We start from the raw sequence: 20,463 nt of genomic DNA, 5'->3' as shown, positions 1-20,463 counted from the left end.
AAGTTGTGTTTGATCAAAAGTTAGAGTGTCTGATTTATAAAACTAAATAGGTATTTTTGCAAGTGAAATTAAACGTTTGCATAGAATATTTTTTGTTGAACAATTTTCCGCCATTGCTCAATTTGTGATTTACTATATTTTGCATTCCAAGGGCTTGATAAAATCTCGGCAAGTTCCTCAAATTGCGAGGTATCGGAAAAATACAACCGCTTTAGGCTCGCATAACAAGCGGTTAATGTTCGGTGATAATTTGCAAAGCCGAAAAGATTCTGTCTATCTTCTGCTTGAAAGCTGAAATTTGCATTTTTTTGGTTAAAAATCACCGCTTGATCATGTTCAAATTTCGTTTTGGCTTTTTCGCAGAACGTTTTTCCTTGTTCGGTAATAGGGTAGAGCATCATCGCACTTGGGTAGCCACTGCTGGCTTCTTTATTCGGTGTGATTTGCACTAATATAAAGCCTGCTTGCTTCCAAAAATGCAATAAATTTTCTGTCATACCAAAACTGACGGAAACAAAATCGACAAGCGATTGTTTTTGTTGGCGGATTTGCAAAATAAACTCAGAAATTAACCGCTTGCCTACGCCTTGATTCTGATAATTTGGGTCGACTGCAATACGAGAAATACGCTTAGAACGAAGTTCGCAAGCCTCTGGTAAATTAGCTTGAAAGCATAGATATTGAGCCACTAAATTACCTTGAGGACGGCGAGAGCCTCGCCAAATCGCTTGGATAAGTTCTGGATCTAAACCACCTTCATCGATTGCCCAAATACCACCAAGCAATGTGTGTTCTTGATGTAATACACGGAAAAATTGCTGGTTTACTCCATCCAATAAACGCCGAAGATCCGTAGGGGTCGTTTTGTAATGGGCTTGAGAGAGTAATGCGTAAAAGGCTTTTTTCTCACTTAAGTTCATCTCTTCAGCGGTGTAATAGTGTTTTTGCGATCTTCCGTTGTTTTCGGTGTATGAAAGATCTTCATCAAGTAGCAAAAGGGCATTTACGAAGGCTTCCAGTGCATCATTTGCTTGCCAACGGAGCGGTTGGCTAAGCTGCCAATGCTTTATTTGGCGGTTAATTTGTTTGGGCAGTTTGAGAGAAAAGCCTCTGCCTGTCCCTTCGTAATTATGCGTCGTTGTCGTTAAAACGACTTTATCGAAATAGCTGCAAAATTGCTGTAGAAATGGGAGGGGAAGGCTTGCCGCTTCATCGACAAAAAGCCATTGATTTGGTGAAATGTTTTTTTCTTCAATTTGTTGTAATAAAGCATCTGGGGCAAAAAATGGCATTTGCGTGTTATCTGAAAGTTTCCAGAAATTGGTTAATGCTTTACGACTACGGGCGGTAATCGCAACACTATTTTGTTGAGCAATTTTTGTAGCCAATTCCCCAGCGAGGGTAGATTTCCCTCGTCCACGTGGTGCTGTAATCAGATGAATATCTTCGTTTGCAAGCGGCAGATTTTTGAAAATGTTTTGCTGTTCTTCGGTTAGGTCTGTTTCTACTTTTTTGCAAAAATTTGCTTGATTTTGACCGCTTGTGATGGAGAGGGTATCTAATCTGTTGTCGATAGAAAAACCAAATTGGTGGACTAAATCTTTAAAATGTTGGTAAAACGTAGGACAGAGAATAGAGTGATTTTCGTTCCAACGTAACGTATCTTGGTCAGGAATAGTTTCCAACTTTTCCCAATTTGGGCAAATTAAATATAAACAACCTTGATGTTGAATCGTTCCTGCAAGAATAGCAAAGGCTTCTAGGTTAAATTGAATGGGACAGCTTCCCATAAAATAGAACGCGGTAGGAAACTCTGAACCAAGCAGGCTTTTGGCATTTGAAAAGGGAATAAATTGCCAATGGGATTGAGTTTCTACCTCGTGAGGTAAAAAAATTCCTTCTTGAAGGATGTTATTTCGATGCATTGTAACGCTTTTATTAAGTTGCTTGGAAAGCCAAGAAGGAATTTGAGTAAGAATAACCAGTTTACGCATACAGCTTGCTAATTATTCTTCAATCGTTTTTTCAGAAAGATACGGATCCTCAAAACCGAGTTTTTGCATAATCTCTGTTTCTAATCCTTCCATTTCTTCAGCTTCCGCATCTACGATGTGATCGTACCCCAGTAGATGCAACGTACCGTGTACCGCTAAATGTGCCCAATGTGATTCGAGGCTGATTTGTTGATCTTCAGTTTCACGTTCAACCACTTGGCGGCAAATTACTAAATCACCTAATAAAGCAAGCTCCACTTCATCAGGCACTTCAAATGGGAAAGAAAGTACATTGGTTGGTTTATCTTTACCACGATAAGTAAGGTTCAAATGGTGGCTTTCTTCTTCATCTACGATGCGGATAGTCATTTCTGTTTCAGAGAAATTATCAGTTTGAGCTTCGAAAGCAAGGGTAGTTTGCACCCAGTGGGTAAATTGTTCAACGGTCGGTAAACCTTCTTTGTTTTCGCTAGCAATTTGCAAATCAATAAATGGGGTAGTCATCGTGATTTTCCTAATATCATTAGAGAGAATTTTCATTATTTTATCACTATTTGGTAAATTTCTTAAGGCGATTAGAGAAAACGGTAAAAGTTCGGCAAATGTCAAGATTTTAGCTAGAAATTTAAGCGATTTTAGCTGATAATGAGGGCATCTTCTCGTTTTCATTTTTTAAGGAGAGTTATGGCAGCTGAAGGTGCAGGTCAATTATTAAGTGTCGTTACTTTATTAGGTGCAGCAATTATTGCAGTGCCAATTTTCAAAAAAATTGGTTTAGGTTCGGTCTTAGGTTATTTAGCTGCAGGTTTAGCGATTGGGCCATTTGGATTTGGGCTTTTTTCTGACCCGCAATCCATCATTCATATCGCTGAGCTCGGTGTGGTAATGTTCCTCTTTATTATTGGCTTGGAAATGAAGCCTTCGCATTTGTGGGGCTTGCGCCATCAGATTTTCGGCTTGGGTAGTGCACAGGTTGTCGTAAGTGCAATTTTATTAACCTTCGTGGCGATGGCATTTGGTTTCCCTTGGCAAGTGGCGTTTATTGCGGGAGCCGGTTTCGTTTTAACCTCAACGGCAATCGTTATGCAGGTGTTAAGCGAACGCGGCGATATGGCAAGCTACCGTGGTCAAAAAATGATTTCGATCTTGCTTTTTGAAGATTTAATCATCGTGCCATTACTTGCAGTCGTATCATTCTTAGCGCCAGCCGATGCAACAGCAGTGGTAGATACAACACCAATTTGGCAGAAAATCAGCACTGCAGGCTTATCCGTTACAGCATTAGTGGTAGCAGGTATTTGGCTTTTAAACCCGTTATTCCGCATTTTAGCGAAAACCAAAATACGTGAATTGATGACAGCTGTGGCGTTATTTGTGGTGCTTGGCTCAGCATGGTTGATGGAAGAGGGTGGTTTATCGACCGCAATGGGGGCGTTCGTTGCAGGTGTGTTACTTTCAGAATCAAGCTTCCGTCACCAATTAGAAGCGGACATCGAACCATTCAGAGGCTTATTACTTGGGTTATTTTTCCTCGGTGTAGGAATGGCGTTAGATCTGAATGTGGTATTCAATAACTGGTTGCTAATTTTATCTGCAGTTGTTGCGATGATGTTTGTAAAATCGTTGGTGATTTTCGGTATCGCAAAACTGGCGGGAAGTTCAAATACAAATGCGATGGATAGAGCAGTGGTAATGGCACAAGGCGGGGAGTTTGCCTTCGTATTATTTGCTGCAGCAACGACAAAAGGCGTAATCAATGCAGAAATTCAAGCAAATTTAACCGCTATTGTGGTACTTTCGATGATTTTTGCCCCAATTACAATCCTATTGCATAATAAATTTGTAGCACCTCGTTTAGCGGAAAAAAACAATCAGCTAGAAGATCACATTGATGAACAACGTTCTGTTATTCTGGTCGGAATTGGGCGTTATGGTCAAATAGTGAACCATATTTTGACAATGTCTGGTTATCACGCAACTGTGATCGATATGGATGCAAAATTAGTTCAAGATCTGAAAAAAATGGGCGTAACAAGCTATTATGGCAATGCGACACGTCCAGAATTACTGCGTAATGCAGGCATTGAAACCGCTGATTTAATGATTGTCGCTGTTGATGACAAAGAACAAGCGTTGCATATTGTAGAAACAGTGCGTGCATTAAATCCAAATATTCGTATTTTAACCCGTGCGTATGACCGTCGCCACGTGTTTGAGCTTTACAAAGCAGGGGCTGATGTCCAAGTGCGTGAATTATTCGATTCATCCGTTCGTATGGGGCGTAAAGCACTAGAAGAACTAGGCATTGAATATGAAGTAGCAGATGAGATCTGTAAATATTACTTCGATAAAGACCGTCATCGCGTAAAATTGATGGCTGAAGTTTATGACCCTAAATTAGAAAGCTTCAAAAACGAAGCAATGCGTAAAATTGCATTAGATGAAGACCAAGAGATGATGGTAGAAATCCAGCATATTTTGGAACGAGCGAAAGATAAGCATCACGAATAATAAATGATAAAAACTAGAAGAACAAAAACCTAGTTGCAAAAAATGCAGCTAGGTTTTTCTTTTATAGAGGTTATAGAAACAAATGGAGTATAGTTATTTTGATTACTTCTGCACTATATTTAACATAATCTACATTATGCGAAGTAAAACAATCTAAGTGATTGATATATATATAAAGGTTTATTTTTCATCAGAAGGTACTAGGACAATATCAGAAACCTGTAAATCAGAATAACCACTGACTCTAAATGAACTTAGATGAACGTAATAATTACCCGGACTGAACGTAATAATTACCCGGACCGTACGGAATTTGATCTTTCTGTAATGGGATTTTTACCATTACAGGAAATTGACCACCTAAATCAATGTATGCTTCTTGGGTTCGAATAAACCAATCTTTACCCGTTTTCTGGCTTACGCCTGAACGCTCATCAATACGTGATGTTGCAAATACCTGTACTTTTAGTAAGTATTGGTTAATGTTTTGATTACTCATTTTAATTTCCTCTTTTTTATTTAACTATGCGGCAATGCCCCATTTCTCCAAAGTTGGCTCAACGTACCAATCAGGACGCTGACAACTAAAATCAATTTCAACAAGTTTCATCAGCGGAATGATGTTATGACGTTCGTAAGATTTCAGATTTTGCAACTGGGCTTTCGTTAAACCAATCGCAATAAGGTCTTTTTCGTATCGCCAAAAAGTATTTCTAGGCATACTGTCTAACAATACGCCGAAACCGAGCACAGGAATTTTTACGCCATTGTTTAATGTGATATTTTGCATGATATTGTCTCCTGTTTGTTCTCATGAAAGTGTAGCCATTTTACCCCGCGTTTTTATTGAGATAAATTAGGTTTTATTTTATTATGTCGTGAATTAAATTCACTAATCAGCCAAAACGGGGCGGGAAAATGCAGAACTTTAACGAGCTAAATTATTTTTTGACACTCGCGCAAACGCAGAGTTTTGTAAAAGCGGGACAGCTTTTGGGGATTTCTTCTTCGGCGTTGAGCCATAGCATGAAAAATTTAGAAACGCGGCTGAACCTGCGCTTGTTCAACCGCACAACACGCAATGTGTCGCTAACCGAAGCTGGGCAGCAGCTTTTCGACCAGCTTTCCCCGCTTTATCAAGCCATAAACCAAGAAGTCGATGCATTAAACGATTTTTTGAATACGCCATCGGGATTGATTCGTATCAATGCCTCTGCAGTGGCGGCGGAAGCGGTGTTGTACCCGAAATTAAAGCCGATTTTGAACCAATACCCGAAAATCCGTTTGGAGATCGTGGTGGACGACCGCTGGGCGGACATTGTGAAAGAAGGGTTTGATATGGGCGTTCGGTTAGGCAACGAGATAGCGAAAGAGATGATTGCCGTACAGATTTCTGCGCCGTTCAAAATGGCGTTGCTCGCCTCACCTAATTATTTGGCACAACACGGTTCTCCGAAAAATATTGATGATCTGCAACAACACCGCCTTATCGGCATAAAACTCTCCGCTGAACACGGCACGGAGATGCAGTGGGAATTCAAATACAAAAAAGAGCTAATTACGTTCACGCCAAAATCGCAGTTTTCCATCAACAATCATCTGCGTCTGCAAGCCGTTTTAGACGGCCTTGGCATTGCGTGGATACCACATATGAGCGTAGCAGATGCACTCAATTCGGGACGCCTGGTAGAGCTGTTGCCTGAGTATGCTATGACTTACGAACCGCTTTACCTCTATTACCCCAGCCGCCGTGGGCATTCCAATGTGTTTAAGCTGATTGTGGATGCGTTAAAAGTAAAAGCCGTCTGAAATTTCAGACGGCCTTTTTCATAACAAAGTGCGGTCAGGTTTTGTTTACTAAATACAATAATCTTCCTTTAATAAATGACGATAGGCATAAAGATAAAATGCGCCGACAAATGCTGCACCACCCGTGACATTGCCTAAAAAGACAGGAATCATATTGAAGAAGAATTGGCTCCAAGTCACATTAGCACCGGCAAAAATCCCGGCAGGAATAATAAACATATTAGCGACAAAGTGTTGTAATCCGATAAGCACAAAAATCATCACTGGGAACCATATGGCTAGGATACGACCGGAGGTTTGTTTGGCGCCAAAATAGAACCAAATACCCATGCAGACCATCCAGTTACAGGCAATAGCAGAAATAAAGGCACGACCAAAATCCATTTGCACTTTAGCCTCAGCAATCGCGATGGTTTTAGCGGCAGCAGCACCTTCTGATAAACCGACATAATGCCCTAAGAAATAGGCCATAAACAGCGCACCGAGCAGGTTGCCCAAACTCACGACAATCCAGTTACGAAATAATTTTTTAAGGCTTACTCTTTTGGTTAAACGGCCTAATGCCATCATCATATTTCCCGTGGCTAATTCACCACCACCGATTAGAATACAAATCAAACAAATAGGAAACACGGCCGCACCAAGTAATGTTGATAGCCCACTCCACTCTGGAGGAATACCGCTCACTACTTTTAAATAAGCCATATAACCAAAACTCACATAGCCGCCACCTAAAAAACTTAAAATAGCCAGTGTTTTTAGGTGTCCTTCCGACTTAGCATAACTTTTATCGATAACATCTTGTAAGATTTCGTGGGGATAAAGATCGCGATGCTGCATAGTTGTACCTCTAGTGAAAATAAGACGGTAAAAATGTAGCAAAGTACATAGCAAAACCGAAAGAATTGTTAAGTATATATATTGATTTTTAGTTATAACGAAATTGAATAATAATCCGAACCTAAAATTAGGTGTTTGAGTTTTTGGGGCGGAGAAAAAAGAGCGGTCAAATTTTCAGATGTTTTTGCAAAAATTGTTTTTATAACTCTTTGACTGTATTTTGCTAATCTAAATCAAATTTTTTGCATTTACGCTTTAATTCATCTAATGAAACGTGATATTCTATACTCCATAGTTCACGCTTTGCGTGTCTAATTTATCTTTCTTAAAACGAAAAACTAAGGTATTTGACATGTCTAAAAATTTAATTCTTATCCTTAACTGTGGTAGCTCATCTTTAAAATTTGCTATCTTAGATCCTAAAACAGGTGATGAAAAATTATCTGGTTTAGCAGAAGCATTCCATTTAAAAGATGCACGTATTAAATGGAAATTACACAGTGAAAAAGGTAATGCAGAGTTAGGTGCAGGAGCTGCTCACAGCGAAGCGCTTTCTTTCATCGCAAATGAGTTATTATCAGAAGAATTAAAAGCAAGCATTGGTGCTATCGGTCACCGTATCGTTCACGGTGGTGAAAAATTCACTTCATCTGTAGTGATCAATGATGATGTTGTTAAAGGTATTGAAGAAGCAATTCAATTCGCACCGCTTCACAACCCTGCTCACTTAATCGGTATCAAAGAAGCATTCCGCATTTTCCCTGAATTAAAAGAGAAAAACGTTGCAGTATTCGACACTGCATTCCACCAAACTATGCCAGAAGAAGCATACCTATATGCTCTTCCATATGCTTTATATAAAGAACACGGCGTTCGCCGTTATGGTGCACATGGTACAAGCCATTTATTCATCTCACGTGAAGTGGCAGAACGCGTTGGCAAACCAGTTGACCAAACAAACGTTATCGTATGTCACTTAGGTAACGGTGGTTCTGTATCTGTAGTTCGTAACGGTAAATGTATCGATACTTCAATGGGATTAACGCCATTAGAAGGTTTAGTAATGGGCACACGTTCTGGTGATATCGACCCTGCCATCGTATTCTACCTATACAAAAACTTAGGTATGTCAATGGAGCAAATCGAAGATACCTTAGTGAAAAAATCAGGTCTTTTAGGTTTAACTGAAGTAACTAGTGACTGCCGTTATGCGGAAGACAACTACGATGATACTTCTAAACCAGAAGCAAAACGTGCGTTAGATGTTTATAGCTACCGTTTAGCAAAATACATCGGTGCATATATGGCAATTTTAGGTGATTCTCACTTAGATGCTATCGCATTTACAGGTGGTATCGGTGAAAACTCTGCACATGTTCGTGAATTAGCATTAAATCACTTAAAACTATTCGGTATTAAGTTAGACAACGAACGCAACTTAGCAGCACGTTTCGGTAAAGAAGGTGTAATTACAGCTGATGATTCTGCATTTAAAGCTATGGTAATCCCAACAAATGAAGAATTAGTGATTGCACAAGATACTGCTAAATTAGCACTATAATCTCTAAGGGCAGACTACTCTGCCCTTTCATTTTTATATCAACTTGGAAGAAATAAAATGTCTAGAACAATTATCTTAATCCCGACTACCACTGGTGTAGGTTTAACAAGTGTGACTTTAGGCCTTGTTCACGCACTTGAACAAAAAGGTACTAAAGTGGGTTTCTTAAAACCGATTGCACAACCAATCACAGGTGAAGATACCTTAGACCGCTCTACTTCAATTATCAAAGCAACTCGCACAACTGAAGTGGGCGAACCGTTTATGTTAAGCGAGGCAGAAACGCTAATCGGTCAAAACCAAACGGATGTATTGTTAGAGAAAATCGTAGAACGTCACCAAGCATTATCAAAAAATAATGAAGTGATCGTGGTAGAAGGTTTAATTCCTACACGTAAAAATGCATACGCAAATAGCGTAAACTACGAAGTGGCTCAAGCATTAGATGCGGAAATCGTATTAGTCGCAGCACCAGGTTCAGATAAACCAGCTCAATTAAAAGAGCGTGTTGAAGCAGCCGCATCAGAATTCGGTGGCCGTAACAACCCTAACCTTTTAGGTGTAGTCATCAATAAATTCAACGCACCTGTAGATGAATCAGGTCGCACTCGCCCAGATTTAACTGAAATCTTCGACTCTTTCCAACACAGTACACAAAACGTGGCTGAAGTTGAAGCCTTATTCGCAAAAAGCCCAATCAAACTGCTTGGCTGTATTGAATGGAAAGCGGACTTAATCGCAACACGTGCAATTGACCTTGCAAAACACTTACATGCATCGATTATCAATGAAGGTGAATTAAATACTCGTCGTATCCGTGGTGTAAGTTTCTGTGCACGTAGCTTACCGCATATGGTAGACCACTTCAAAGCGGGCAATTTATTAGTGACTTCTGCAGACCGTCCAGAAGTATTAGTGGCTGCATCATTAGCGGTAATGAATGGCGTAGAAATCGGTGCAATCTTATTAACTGGTGGCTACAAAATCGAGAATAACATTGCAAAACTTTGCCAACAAGCGTTCGAAACAGGTGTGCCAGTATTTCGCGTTGAAAGTAACACTTGGCAAACAGCACTTAATCTTCAAAGCTTCAGCTTAGAAGTGCCTGCAGATGACAAAGAGCGTATCAACGAAATTAAAGAATACGTAGCAAGTTCATTAAATGCTGGCTTCATCGAAGAAGTAGCGAAAGGTGCAACTCGTGCACGACGCTTATCTCCTGCTGCATTCCGTTATCAATTAACTGAATTTGCACGTTCAGCGAAAAAACGTATCGTCTTACCAGAAGGTGATGAACCTCGTACAATTAAAGCTGCTGCATTATGTGCAGAACGTGGTATCGCAGAATGTATCTTACTTGCGAATCCAACTGATGTTCAACGTGTGGCTGAAGCCCAAGGCGTAACCTTAGGTAAAGGCATTACTATCATCAACCCTACGGATGTGCGTGAAAACTATGTAGCTCGTTTAGTTGAGTTACGTAAAGCGAAAGGTATGACCGAAGAGTCTGCTCGTGAGCAATTAGAAGACACCGTTGTACTTGGTACAATGATGTTAGAAGCAAATGAAGTAGATGGTTTAGTATCAGGTGCGGTTCACACTACCGCAAACACTATTCGCCCACCAATGCAGATCATTAAAACTGCACCAGGTAGCTCAATTGTTTCTTCTATCTTCTTTATGTTATTACCAGACCAAGTATTGGTGTATGGTGACTGTGCAGTAAACCCAGATCCAAATGCAGAACAATTAGCAGAAATCGCAATCCAATCAGCAGATTCTGCAAAAGCCTTTGGTATTGACCCGCGTGTTGCGATGATCTCTTACTCTACAGGTACATCTGGTTCTGGTGCAGACGTTGAGAAAGTAAAAGAAGCAACTCGCATTGCGAAAGAAAAACGCCCAGACTTAATCATCGACGGTCCATTACAATACGACGCAGCAGTAATGGAAGATGTAGCTCGCTCTAAAGCACCTAACTCACCAGTGGCAGGTAAAGCAACCGTGTTTGTATTCCCAGACCTGAATACAGGTAACACTACTTATAAAGCAGTACAACGCTCCGCAGATCTCGTTTCAATCGGCCCTATGCTTCAAGGTATGCGTAAACCAGTAAATGACTTATCTCGCGGTGCATTAGTAGACGACATTGTTTACACTATCGCATTAACTGCAATTCAAGCAACACAGGCTTAATCGTTTTTTCCTAGGGTAACTAAGTTACCCTAGGTTAGGTATAATTCAGCCCCTTTGGGGCTGTTTTTATATGCAAAAAAATTCTAAAAAACCACCGCTTGCAGCCTAAAATATCCTTATCCAAATAAGAATTATTCTGTTATGATGTTGTTAATTCTTATCACACAAGGATAACAAAATGTCTGTTCAACAACTCATTTCACAACTTACCGACATCGTCGGTGCACATCATATTATTACTGACCCAACGAAAACAGAAGCTTATCGAAGTGGTTACCGATTTGGTACTGGAAACGCCATTGCTGTAGTTCGCCCTGCTACGCTACTTGAATTTTGGAATATCGTAAAAGCCTGCGTTGAACATGACGTTATTGTTATCAACCAAGCGGCAAATACAGGCTTGACAGGCGGCTCTACACCAGACGGCAATGATTACGACCGCGATATTGTCATCATCAATGCAATGCGAATTGATGGCATTCAACTCATCAATAATGCTTCCCAAGTTGTCTGCTTGCCTGGCTCCACCCTCAATGAATTAGAAAATCAACTTAAACCATTTGGTCGTGAACCACACTCCGTTATCGGCTCATCTTGCATCGGTGCTTCTGTTATCGGCGGGATTTGTAACAACTCAGGGGGAGCTCTAGTCCAACGCGGACCTGCTTATACCGAAATGGCACTTTTCGCTCAGCTCAATGAAAAAGGCGAGTTAGAACTAAAAAACCATTTAGGCATTGATTTAGGTGAAACACCAGAAGAAATCTTAACTAACCTACAAGAAAAACGTTATCAGGTTAAAGATATCCAACAAGATTGTGGGCGTGGACACGACAATCACTACTGCAACCACGTTCGCCAAGTCGATGAGGACTCCCCTGCTCGCTTCAATGCAGATCCAGCTCGCCACTATGAAGCCTCTGGCAGTGCGGGTAAACTTGCCATTTTTGCTGTACGTTTAGATACCTTCCAACTTGAAAAAGAGACCGCTGTTTTCTATATCGGTACCAATCAAACATCCGTATTAAACGATATTCGCCGCCATATGTTAGCGAATTTTGAAGTTTTGCCAATTTCAGGCGAATATATCCATCGTGATGCATTCGACATCGCTGCAAAATATGGTAAAGATACTTTCTGGGTCATCAAAAAATTTGGTACGCATTGGCTACCAAAACTCTTTGCTTTAAAAGCCAACGTGGATCGCATAGGTAAAAAATTCGCCTTCTTACCGCAACATTTAAGCGATAAATTTATGCAAACTGTCTCTAAATTTATTCCTGAACACTTGCCGAAAAGTTTGTGGGATTATCGCGATAAATATGAACATCATCTTATTGTAAAAATGGGTGGTAAAGGCGTACAAGAGGCTCGTGAATACTTAAAATCTTACTTTGCGGATAATACAAAAGGCGGATATTTTGAGTGTAACGCAATCGAAACTCAAGCGGCGATGCTCCACCGTTTTGCGGTGGCTAGTGCGGCAATTCGCTATCGTGCGATTCACGAAAAAGAAGTAGAAGAAATCGTTGCTTTAGATGTAGCGTTACGTCGCAACGACCAAAATTGGTTTGAAGTGTTACCGCCAGAAATTGACAACAAAATCAGCCATAAACTTTACTACGGACACTTTATGTGCCACGTTTTCCACCAAGATTACATAGTAAAAAAAGGTTACGATTATGAAGAGTTAGAGCACGAAATGTTGAAATTACTCGACAAACGCGGTGCACAATACCCTGCCGAACATAACGTAGGGCATTTATATGAAGCTAAACCAACGCTTAAAAAATTCTATAAAGCATTAGATCCAACTAACAGTTTCAACCCTGGTATTGGTAAAACCACGAAGAAAAAATATTGGGCGGAATAATCTTCTAAATTGCAAACAAGCGGTCAAATTTGACCGCTTGTTTGCTAATACTGGTAATTAAACATACTCATCATCTGTTCTGACTCAATATCAGGGTTTTCCACAACCGCTTCACTTAAATCAACCTTATTATTAAGCAATTGATGTAGCTGTAAATCAAAAGATCGAATTTCTGGATGAACTGCCATCGGTAAATAGACATTAACCTGTTTTTGCTGACCGATTCGATACACCCGATCTGTTGCTTGGGCTTCTTTAGCTGGATTCCAATGACGCTCTAAATGAATAACATTATTCGCTCCTGTTACCGTTAATCCAACGCCAGCTGCAACAGGTGACATAATCAGTACACCAAATCCTTGTTGAGCTTGAAATGCATCAATAATATTTTTGCGAGAACGTGTATTTTTTGAGGTCGCTACCGCCGCCGTTTCACCATTGATCACATCAACACTGATGCCATAATCGATCATCATCAATGCAATTAAATAGGACTGAACCAACTTACTCTCAGCAAAAATAATAACCTTTTCTTGTCGTTGTTTAATTTCTTTTATAATACTGAGTAAAGATCCAATTTTGGCGGAAAGATTGGCATCAGGTAAATAATTTTTACTTTCTAAATCTCGAATCTGAGGATGAATACTAATCATCTTCAGATCTCGCAATGACGCCAACATCAAACCCTGTTTATTTGTAGCATTACGTATCCGAGTAACAACATCATTATAGCTTTGAAGCTGGACACCTTTCATCAAGGCTTCAAGTTGAGGCAAATAATGTTGATCGGAGCGACATCCTGAATAAATAACTTTTTCAGGTAAGCCTTTCAATTTTTCAGCTTTGGTGCGTCTTAACATAAAGCGATCGACTTTTTCCCGTAAAATACGCCCTATTTCATATTTTTTCTCATCTGTTTCTGACTCATCTGCCTTAAGAATTGGCGTAATATAGGTTTCTCTAAATTCCCGCCAAGAACCTAGTAAACCTGGTGTTGCGGTATCCATTAAACACCAAAAATCTTTTAAGCTATTTTCCACAGGTGTCCCTGTTGCGAGCAGTTTAAACTCTGATTTTAAACCTTTTGCTGCTCGAGTTGCTAATGTATTTGGATTTTTTAAGTTCTGAGCCTCATCAAAAATAACCATGCCCCAGTCAATCCGACAGAGTGAGAATTGATAATCACGCAACGTTTGATAGGTGGTTAACACCAAACGTGCAGGCATATCTAAACGATCTTGCTTATAATTGTTTCCCACTTTCAAGGAGTACCGAATTTCATCTGCCGAAGCCACATCGTTATGAAGATGTTGTTTAATTTCACTGCCACTAAGTCGATACTTTTTCAATCCTTGCCCTTGTAAAACAATCACATCATCAAACGGCAGTTGTTTAAAGGTTTCATCAAGCTCAGCTTGCCAGTTTTCTAATAAACTCAGAGGAGCAACAACTAAAATTGGTTTCAGTGTTTTTGAAAGCTCATTCTGGCGACGATAATATTCAGCAATCGACACTAACGTCATATAGGTTTTACCTAGTCCCATATCATCAGCTAACAATGCACCACTCTCAGTTTGCTCCTGTTCAATCGTTTTTAGATGCGAAAGAATCCAATGGATGCCTTCTTGCTGATGAGGATAAGGTAGCCGTTTTAGATTTTCCTGATCAAGCGGTGGAATTTCTTGTAAATTTAACAAAGAAACAAACCGCTTGAATCGGTTTTCTTCATCATTATCTTCAATATCAACAACTGCTTTTTCACTTTGTTCTGCATTATCTGTATCTGATGGAATGCCATTTTCTTCATCTTCATCCTGATTTTGAATAGATTGAGTAATTTTCGCTAAAATGGTTTCAACCGTTTCAGTATCTGAAATATCAATGGAGGCTTCTCCGACTTGGATAACCGAAGCTCCTACGTTGCGAGCATTTTCAATCAGTGCTTTAACCTCTTCTAACTCAGCCTCAGAACGAATAATCTCCTCAAAGGCAATTGGCGAATTGATAAAATGCTGATCGCCAAGCCAATCAATACCCGACTCTTGTTCACCACCAAAATATTTATACACGAATTTTTCAGCCCCTGCCACGCGAAGAGAAAAGCCCGTATCTAAATCTACCACTGCTCCATTCAAATAAGCGGTAGGATTTTTCAAGAAATTTGCCACTTCCGCTTTGTTTATACGGCGAATATGGCGACTTTCTCCGTTTTCATCTACGGGGAAGATTTCGTTAATAGCTGAGATAGTCTTTTCATCAAACAAGACAAACTGTTTTTTTACTCGCAAAATTCGTTTATCTTGCTTATCTAACTGCCCTAATCGCTCTCTAATATCCTCTGGTGCAACGCCTTTAATCGCAGGAATCAACTCAATATCGCCATTCGCTAATTGATTTACCGCCACACCGATCGTTTCAGGTTTAACTAAATTCAAATTTCCTTGATTGAAATGAGCAAGATCAATAGGCATTCCAACCACTTTTGCCGTTTGTAGTTGGAACATCAACCAATTATTTTCATATTCAGAACGATCTTTTTCTCTTAGTTCTTGATGGCGCTCTAAGGCTTTCAATGCCTGATATTCTGCAGGTGTTAAAGAATACTTCTCTTTGTTAGTTAAAGATAAAAAAGCCCCCAAGCGTTGAGGTTGGAACACTGTGCTACCATCGGGCATAAGGAGTTTAAGATTCACGGAGAAATCGGTTCTGGTCGTGTTGCCTCGAATATCGATTTGATAACTCCCTGTAAAATGCGGTGGCATTTCAAAAAGATGAATAAAATCTTCGCCTAAATCAGGCAAAATGATGGAAGGAACAATAAAACCATCTGAAACTCGATTAATTGAATAGCTATCTTGCAAGGCCTTCAAATAGCCATATTGCAACGCAAAAAAAGGATTGTTTTTTGCAAAAGATTCTGGATTTTCAACCGCTTGTGGAGGAAAGATAAACTCAATATCTTCAAAAGCATTGATTTTCCACTGGATTTTCTCTTCAATTTTACTCGTTGAAATGAACGATTTGATTAAATCTAATAACCCCATTTTATGCTCCATTTTTCTCACGATAACGGTAGTATTCCCAAGAGTCTAATACTTCATCAGCAGGTAGGTTAATACCTGTTTTCTTAAACCAATCTAATAACTTAAACTTCCAGCTGGAATGCACATCATGAGCCGTACTATACATCTGTTTGCCAAAATTTAATCTATACCAGCCTTCCAAGCCACCTGATAACTCATCTCGTTCATAAAAACGATGCTGATAATCGGCGATCCTAGAATGTTTAGGAATTTGATGGAAATAGCGAACTCTAAAGCTATGTGTGCCTTCTACTAAATGCCAGCCATTTTTTAACTGTAAATAGATAACAGACGCTTCACCCGAAACCCTTGCATAGGCATCTAGGCGATGTGGTTCCGCATAATGGTAACGTAAATAATTTGCAGCCTCTCGAGTAAAGAACAGTCGAGAGTGTCGAATCAAATCTTTATCAAATAACGCTTCTAAAAAACGTTTTCTGTCCGCAAACATCCTTTCCATTTTTGCTTTACCGAGATCAATTGCACTTTGTTCCAATAATTTTAGGAATAATTTAAGATCGTGGCGACTTAACCAAGAACGCATTTGTTCTACGCGTTTTTCACCTAATGGCAGCCACCATTGATTTAGGTTAATTTCAGAGGCAATACGTGGATCATCGGCAATATCTAAAATCACATTCTGCCATACTTCGGAAATCTCTCCCCCCTCTTTTGCGGTGCGATCAATCAAAATTTCCACCACTTTATGTCCAATCCAATAATGTTTATCGTATTGCACTTGAATAATATCGGCTTTGGTTACTTCTTCAAAAATCTGGTGATATTCGCCCAAAGGAATGGTTTTCAGAGTTTCGATATAGTAAATGGATTGACTAATTTGTAATAATCGCCCATTTTTAAATGCAACTATCCCCATATCTTGCAAAGTATGAGTAAAATCCTGCTGATTCTGCCGGGCCATTTTTACAATCTTATGTGGAGCCGTTGGGCTAAAAAGCTGAGAAGCAAATTCGGTATAACGAGCTAAATCACTTTTAACAAGATCAACTGCTTCTTTTCTCTGACGAATTTTATCTAGCTTATTGACTTGGTTTTTTAAAAATTTGCATAAATTTTCAAAATTTTCACCGCTTTCTAAGGTGTCAAATCGATCAAAATAGAGCTGAATTAACATCATCAAAGAAAGGCGGCTCATCGGTGAACGCACGGCTGCAAACTGATCAATCAATTCGGGACTTAAATGTACCTGCTTTTTTACCTCGTCTTTGACCTCATTTGATGTTGCAATCGTCAAATAAGCTCTCACTTGGTTAGGTGTTTGTAGCATAAAAGGGGAAAATTCCCCTTTTTCTAAAGCACTAGAGATCCGCAAAAAATTTGTTTTAAAAACATCGGATCCCATCCCTGCTCTTTTTGTCAGTTGGGCTAATTTTTTCACTTCTTTAGTAAGATTGATTTCTCGTTCAGGTAAAGTAAAGGTAATTGAAGGTAAACTAATACAAGGTAATTTTAGTTCATCACTCATCTTATTTTCCCTTAATCTCTTCTAAATCTTTGATGCTTGGTTTTTTCACAGTAATCCGAATATCAATACGGCGGTTTTTGCTATGGCAAATATCATCATTTTTTTCACAATGTTTAGCATCATCACGTGGACGAGTATCGCCATATCCACTGACTGAAAATAATGCCTCATTAGCATGGTTAATCATTTGACTTAATCCATTGCTTACTTGATTCGGATCATCAGCCCAAAATTGCCAAACTGAAATAGCACGCATTGCAGATAACCCCCAGTTTCCACGTAGCATTGGATTTTTATAGAAGTTGTTATCGGTATGCCCTTCAATGAAGACCGTATCTAATAATGTAAAACGAGCCCGTTTTTCTTTATTTTGACTCTCAATATCTCTATTTAAAGCCTCATACAAAACATTGCCAATTTCTCGGACATTAGCTTGCAACGATTCTGGAATATCTGAGCTACCCGATGCAAACCGAAGCGAACTCTCAGGAATATGTAACACGGTATCATTATCTGACTTTTCAACTACAATTTGCTTTTGCTTTAATTCATCGACAATTTCATCAATAATCTGTTTTCGAACTTTTTCAGCCCTTGCGACTTCATCAACCTGTTTATCCACCTTTTGGCTTTTCTTTTCTAAATCTTCGGTTTTTATTACCAACTGCAACATCAATGCTGCAGCTGCCAACATAAAGATTACCAATAAACTTGCCATCATATCGGAGAATGACATCCAATACGGGTTTTCTTCATCTGTTGAAGCAGATGAGTTTGGATTACACCATCTCATTATGCACCTCTATGTGGTAGTTTAGTTTCAATTTCATCCACTGTATCGCTTAAGGCTTTCACCGCATTCACCATATTGGTAGTGTATTCACGAGTTTGGTTATTCCACTCATTCAAACGATTATTAGTTTGGCTTTGAACCTGTTTACTGTAATCCACAAGCAATTTACTCACCTCTGCATTTAAGGCTTCAATATGCGTTCTTAATTGCAATGCAAATTGATTGAAGTTGGTTTGCATACTTTCAAATGCGGCTTTAGTCGTGTGTGCTGTGTCACTTAAATTATCCGCCGTTTTTTCTAAGAATACGCCTGACGTTTCTAAACGACTGGTTGAGGCATTAAATAAAGTGGCTGTATTGCTATTTTCACGCGTAACTTTTTCTACATTAATAAGCATTGTGGCTAGTTTTGTATCAAACTCAGTCAATGCTGCTTTTAAGCGGGTTGCCACATTATCAAAGCCTGTCGCACTACTGTTAATCTTGGCTGATGCATTTTCCATCGATTCTGAACTTGCTTTATGAGCTTGAGCAACACGCTCAAACGAATTTGCCAGTGTAGTCAGTTGTAAAGAGAGTTCATCATTTTGTTTGCCTTGTGTTGCCAACACTTCTTTCACGCTATCCGTCAAGATTTGTTGTGTTTGACGCCCTTTTTCTGCTTGTTGGATAAAATCTTCAGATCGTGCTTTATCAGCCTCTGCTTGGGTATTGATTCGTTCAGTTAATCCTGACTCCATCGCTTTTAACATCTGGCTATTGTTATTGTTCAAAGTTTCAATCGCTTGAGTCAATTTTTCCATAAAATTGTTGGTTGAAACGGTGAGATCTTGTTCTCGTTTTGCAAACTGAAGAGATTGTTCTTCAGCTTTTTCACTTAACATAGTTTGCATAGAAGAAAACATGGATTGGTTATGCTGATTAAATTCAATCATCGAACTTGAAAGGGTTTGCATAAATTCCACTGCTTGTTCATTCTGCTGTTGAGTTTGCGATTGCATATCGCCAATTTGGGTGCTGAAATGCTGTTGCATTTGTTCCAACATTTGGCGAGTACCGTCACGTACTTCGGTCACTTTGGCATCTAATTGTTCAACAAAGATAGAAAGACGAGACATCATCTGGGTTGAACTTTCCGCAAATGCTTGGCTGGCATTGTTCATTGCATTTTTTTGCATTTCGCCTGCATTGCCAATTTTGCTAATAAATTCCTGAAGTAAAACCTCCACCATTTTTTCCGAACCTTCACGGGAATTTTCCATCATGTTAGTTACCGCTGGTGCAAGAGATTCTTTAAGGCTATCAGTAATACTTCTGCTAATTTCAGAGGAAATATCTTTCATTACCTTTTGCATTTGCTCGCCAATTTTTTCACTTAAGCTAGCCAAATGCGTTTCCGTGTCACGATTTATTGCTTTAATCTCGGTTAAAGTTTGTTCCGCAACAATTCGAGGGAAAATAGCATCAATGCGTACTTGTAGTTTAGTGATTCGATTTTTTACCTTGCGTTCAAGGGCTTTTTCTTTCCAGTTAAAAATTAAACTTGTGATAACACCATAAAGGGAGGTAATAAATGCTGTACTAGCCCCACTAACCATTAAGTTAATACCTTCCATTATTTCTTTGGGAGTAGCACCTTCTTTAAAATGCTCACTTAAGCCACCCAAACCAAAGGTTAGTCCTAAGAATGTACCTAAAACACCAATCGCAGTTAGAAAACCAGGTACAGCGGAAAATAGGCGATTTTCGGTTAAACCACCTGCTAAAGTATGATTATTAAAGAAATAAGCAGCATCCGCAGTGTTATAAAGTTTTCGTTTATCTTTCGTAATTTCAACTTCAACAAGCGATTCATTAAATTCTTGCCAAATTGCACCAAATTTTTTACTCTCTTTTGCTTGTTCTAATAATTCTCTTCGTTTTTCAGCTAACTGATTTTGTTCTTTGTCTTGTTCAACTCCAGTAATATACTTTTCGTAAAATTGAATGCCTTTTACAGAATCTTTATATTGGGATTGGACTTTACACCAGTATATAAAAAAACAAATAACAAGAATAATTAAGATAATTAACGTTAAAAGATTAGATTGAGCAGATTGATCTATAATCCACTCTCCTGTTTGTGGGTTAATTGAATAGGGCAGACCCGGAAAGAATTTTGAAAAAAAAGCTAATAATGCGTCCACTTAATGCTACCTCTTGAAAAAGAAAATAAACCCTATTATTCAATAAAAAAAAATACCTTTGTCAATCAGAAACTTATTTTTTAGATGAAAAAATAGGTATAGTTGCTTAATAACTATACCTAATTAAAAAT

At 39.1% G+C, this 20,463-nt stretch carries 14 protein-coding genes; 5 read left to right on the top strand and 9 right to left on the bottom strand.

Features of this window, described 5'->3' with window-relative positions; all coding sequences use genetic code 11:
• Window positions 1-68 precede the first annotated feature (68 nt).
• The gene (locus B0184_RS07210) at window positions 69-1,994 is read right to left on the bottom strand and encodes a GNAT family N-acetyltransferase (RefSeq protein WP_005710009.1); all 1,926 of its coding nucleotides are present in this window, start codon (window positions 1,992-1,994) and stop codon (window positions 69-71) included.
• A 12-nt stretch (window positions 1,995-2,006) separates the two neighbouring features.
• Complete coding sequence (gene ybeY, locus B0184_RS07205) at window positions 2,007-2,498, bottom strand: rRNA maturation RNase YbeY (RefSeq protein ID WP_005709916.1); 492 nt, start codon at window positions 2,496-2,498, stop codon at window positions 2,007-2,009.
• A 180-nt stretch (window positions 2,499-2,678) separates the two neighbouring features.
• Here ybeY and B0184_RS07200 point away from each other — a divergent pair, with 180 nt between their 5' ends.
• Window positions 2,679-4,505, top strand: coding sequence for a monovalent cation:proton antiporter-2 (CPA2) family protein (locus B0184_RS07200; protein WP_005709913.1), 1,827 nt, complete (start codon window positions 2,679-2,681; stop codon window positions 4,503-4,505).
• A gap of 271 nt (window positions 4,506-4,776) precedes the next feature.
• Here the strand turns inward: B0184_RS07200 and B0184_RS07195 are convergent, their stop codons facing one another.
• Both B0184_RS07195 and B0184_RS07190 read right to left on the bottom strand, forming a co-directional pair.
• Window positions 4,777-5,004 carry a single-stranded DNA-binding protein gene (locus tag B0184_RS07195; protein WP_005709874.1) on the bottom strand — a complete coding sequence of 76 codons (228 nt, stop codon included), beginning with the start codon at window positions 5,002-5,004 and terminating at the stop codon, window positions 4,777-4,779.
• 24 nt (window positions 5,005-5,028) lie between these two features.
• The gene (locus B0184_RS07190; RefSeq protein WP_005709998.1) at window positions 5,029-5,295 is read right to left on the bottom strand and encodes a phage/plasmid replication protein, II/X family; all 267 of its coding nucleotides are present in this window, start codon (window positions 5,293-5,295) and stop codon (window positions 5,029-5,031) included.
• 128 nt (window positions 5,296-5,423) lie between these two features.
• Between B0184_RS07190 and B0184_RS07185 the strand changes: the two genes are divergently transcribed.
• Window positions 5,424-6,314 (top strand): LysR family transcriptional regulator, encoded by an 891-nt coding sequence (locus B0184_RS07185; protein WP_005709868.1) that lies wholly within the window; start codon window positions 5,424-5,426, stop codon window positions 6,312-6,314.
• A gap of 48 nt (window positions 6,315-6,362) precedes the next feature.
• On the opposite strand, the gene B0184_RS07180 is transcribed toward B0184_RS07185, so the two are convergent.
• Window positions 6,363-7,154: a formate/nitrite transporter family protein gene (locus B0184_RS07180; RefSeq protein WP_005710001.1), complete on the bottom strand. Its 792-nt coding sequence runs from the start codon at window positions 7,152-7,154 to the stop codon at window positions 6,363-6,365.
• A 352-nt stretch (window positions 7,155-7,506) separates the two neighbouring features.
• Between B0184_RS07180 and B0184_RS07175 the strand changes: the two genes are divergently transcribed.
• The 3 genes from B0184_RS07175 (at window position 7,507) to dld (ending at window position 12,784) form a co-directional block, all read left to right on the top strand.
• Window positions 7,507-8,715, top strand: coding sequence for an acetate kinase (locus B0184_RS07175; protein ID WP_005709909.1), 1,209 nt, complete (start codon window positions 7,507-7,509; stop codon window positions 8,713-8,715).
• A gap of 57 nt (window positions 8,716-8,772) precedes the next feature.
• Window positions 8,773-10,911 (top strand): phosphate acetyltransferase, encoded by a 2,139-nt coding sequence (gene pta, locus B0184_RS07170; RefSeq protein ID WP_005709911.1) that lies wholly within the window; start codon window positions 8,773-8,775, stop codon window positions 10,909-10,911.
• Between the two features lie 178 nt (window positions 10,912-11,089).
• Entirely contained in the window at window positions 11,090-12,784 is a 1,695-nt protein-coding gene (dld, locus tag B0184_RS07165) for a D-lactate dehydrogenase (protein ID WP_005709992.1), read from the top strand.
• Window positions 12,785-12,828: 44 nt separating this feature from the next.
• On the opposite strand, the gene B0184_RS07160 is transcribed toward dld, so the two are convergent.
• From B0184_RS07160 to zorA, 4 genes are read right to left on the bottom strand one after another with little or no spacing between them, the layout of a single operon-like run.
• On the bottom strand, window positions 12,829-15,828 hold the full coding sequence (locus tag B0184_RS07160) for a DEAD/DEAH box helicase (RefSeq protein WP_005709850.1): 3,000 nt from the start codon (window positions 15,826-15,828) through the stop codon (window positions 12,829-12,831).
• A gap of 1 nt (window position 15,829) precedes the next feature.
• Window positions 15,830-17,353 (bottom strand): EH signature domain-containing protein, encoded by a 1,524-nt coding sequence (locus B0184_RS07155; protein ID WP_005709999.1) that lies wholly within the window; start codon window positions 17,351-17,353, stop codon window positions 15,830-15,832.
• 1 nt (window position 17,354) lies between these two features.
• Window positions 17,355-18,146: an OmpA/MotB family protein gene (locus B0184_RS07150; RefSeq protein ID WP_005710049.1), complete on the bottom strand. Its 792-nt coding sequence runs from the start codon at window positions 18,144-18,146 to the stop codon at window positions 17,355-17,357.
• Window positions 18,146-20,332, bottom strand: a complete 2,187-nt coding sequence (gene zorA, locus B0184_RS07145; RefSeq protein WP_005709946.1) for an anti-phage ZorAB system protein ZorA — start codon at window positions 20,330-20,332, stop codon at window positions 18,146-18,148. Before zorA ends, B0184_RS07150 begins: the two co-directional genes overlap by 1 nt.
• Window positions 20,333-20,463 lie beyond the last annotated feature (131 nt).

It is taken from the genome of Haemophilus paraphrohaemolyticus (assembly GCF_002015045.1).
GTDB classification, from domain to species: domain Bacteria; phylum Pseudomonadota; class Gammaproteobacteria; order Enterobacterales; family Pasteurellaceae; genus Haemophilus_A; species Haemophilus_A paraphrohaemolyticus.
Note: the sequence above shows the minus strand (reverse complement) of the source record. Positions and strands in the feature narration are given on the sequence as shown.

Excerpts from the sequence above, each read along its gene's own strand:
- B0184_RS07210 (WP_005710009.1), bottom strand. The coding sequence starts at position 1,994 with ATGCGTAAACTGGTTATTCTTACTCAAATTCCTTCTTGGCTTTCCAAG.
- ybeY (WP_005709916.1), bottom strand. The coding sequence starts at position 2,498 with ATGACTACCCCATTTATTGATTTGCAAATTGCTAGCGAAAACAAAGAA.
- B0184_RS07200 (WP_005709913.1), top strand. The coding sequence starts at position 2,679 with ATGGCAGCTGAAGGTGCAGGTCAATTATTAAGTGTCGTTACTTTATTA.
- B0184_RS07195 (WP_005709874.1), bottom strand. The coding sequence starts at position 5,004 with ATGAGTAATCAAAACATTAACCAATACTTACTAAAAGTACAGGTATTT.
- B0184_RS07190 (WP_005709998.1), bottom strand. The coding sequence starts at position 5,295 with ATGCAAAATATCACATTAAACAATGGCGTAAAAATTCCTGTGCTCGGT.
- B0184_RS07185 (WP_005709868.1), top strand. The coding sequence starts at position 5,424 with ATGCAGAACTTTAACGAGCTAAATTATTTTTTGACACTCGCGCAAACG.
- B0184_RS07180 (WP_005710001.1), bottom strand. The coding sequence starts at position 7,154 with ATGCAGCATCGCGATCTTTATCCCCACGAAATCTTACAAGATGTTATC.
- B0184_RS07175 (WP_005709909.1), top strand. The coding sequence starts at position 7,507 with ATGTCTAAAAATTTAATTCTTATCCTTAACTGTGGTAGCTCATCTTTA.
- pta (WP_005709911.1), top strand. The coding sequence starts at position 8,773 with ATGTCTAGAACAATTATCTTAATCCCGACTACCACTGGTGTAGGTTTA.
- dld (WP_005709992.1), top strand. The coding sequence starts at position 11,090 with ATGTCTGTTCAACAACTCATTTCACAACTTACCGACATCGTCGGTGCA.
- B0184_RS07160 (WP_005709850.1), bottom strand. The coding sequence starts at position 15,828 with ATGGGGTTATTAGATTTAATCAAATCGTTCATTTCAACGAGTAAAATT.
- B0184_RS07155 (WP_005709999.1), bottom strand. The coding sequence starts at position 17,353 with ATGAGTGATGAACTAAAATTACCTTGTATTAGTTTACCTTCAATTACC.
- B0184_RS07150 (WP_005710049.1), bottom strand. The coding sequence starts at position 18,146 with ATGAGATGGTGTAATCCAAACTCATCTGCTTCAACAGATGAAGAAAAC.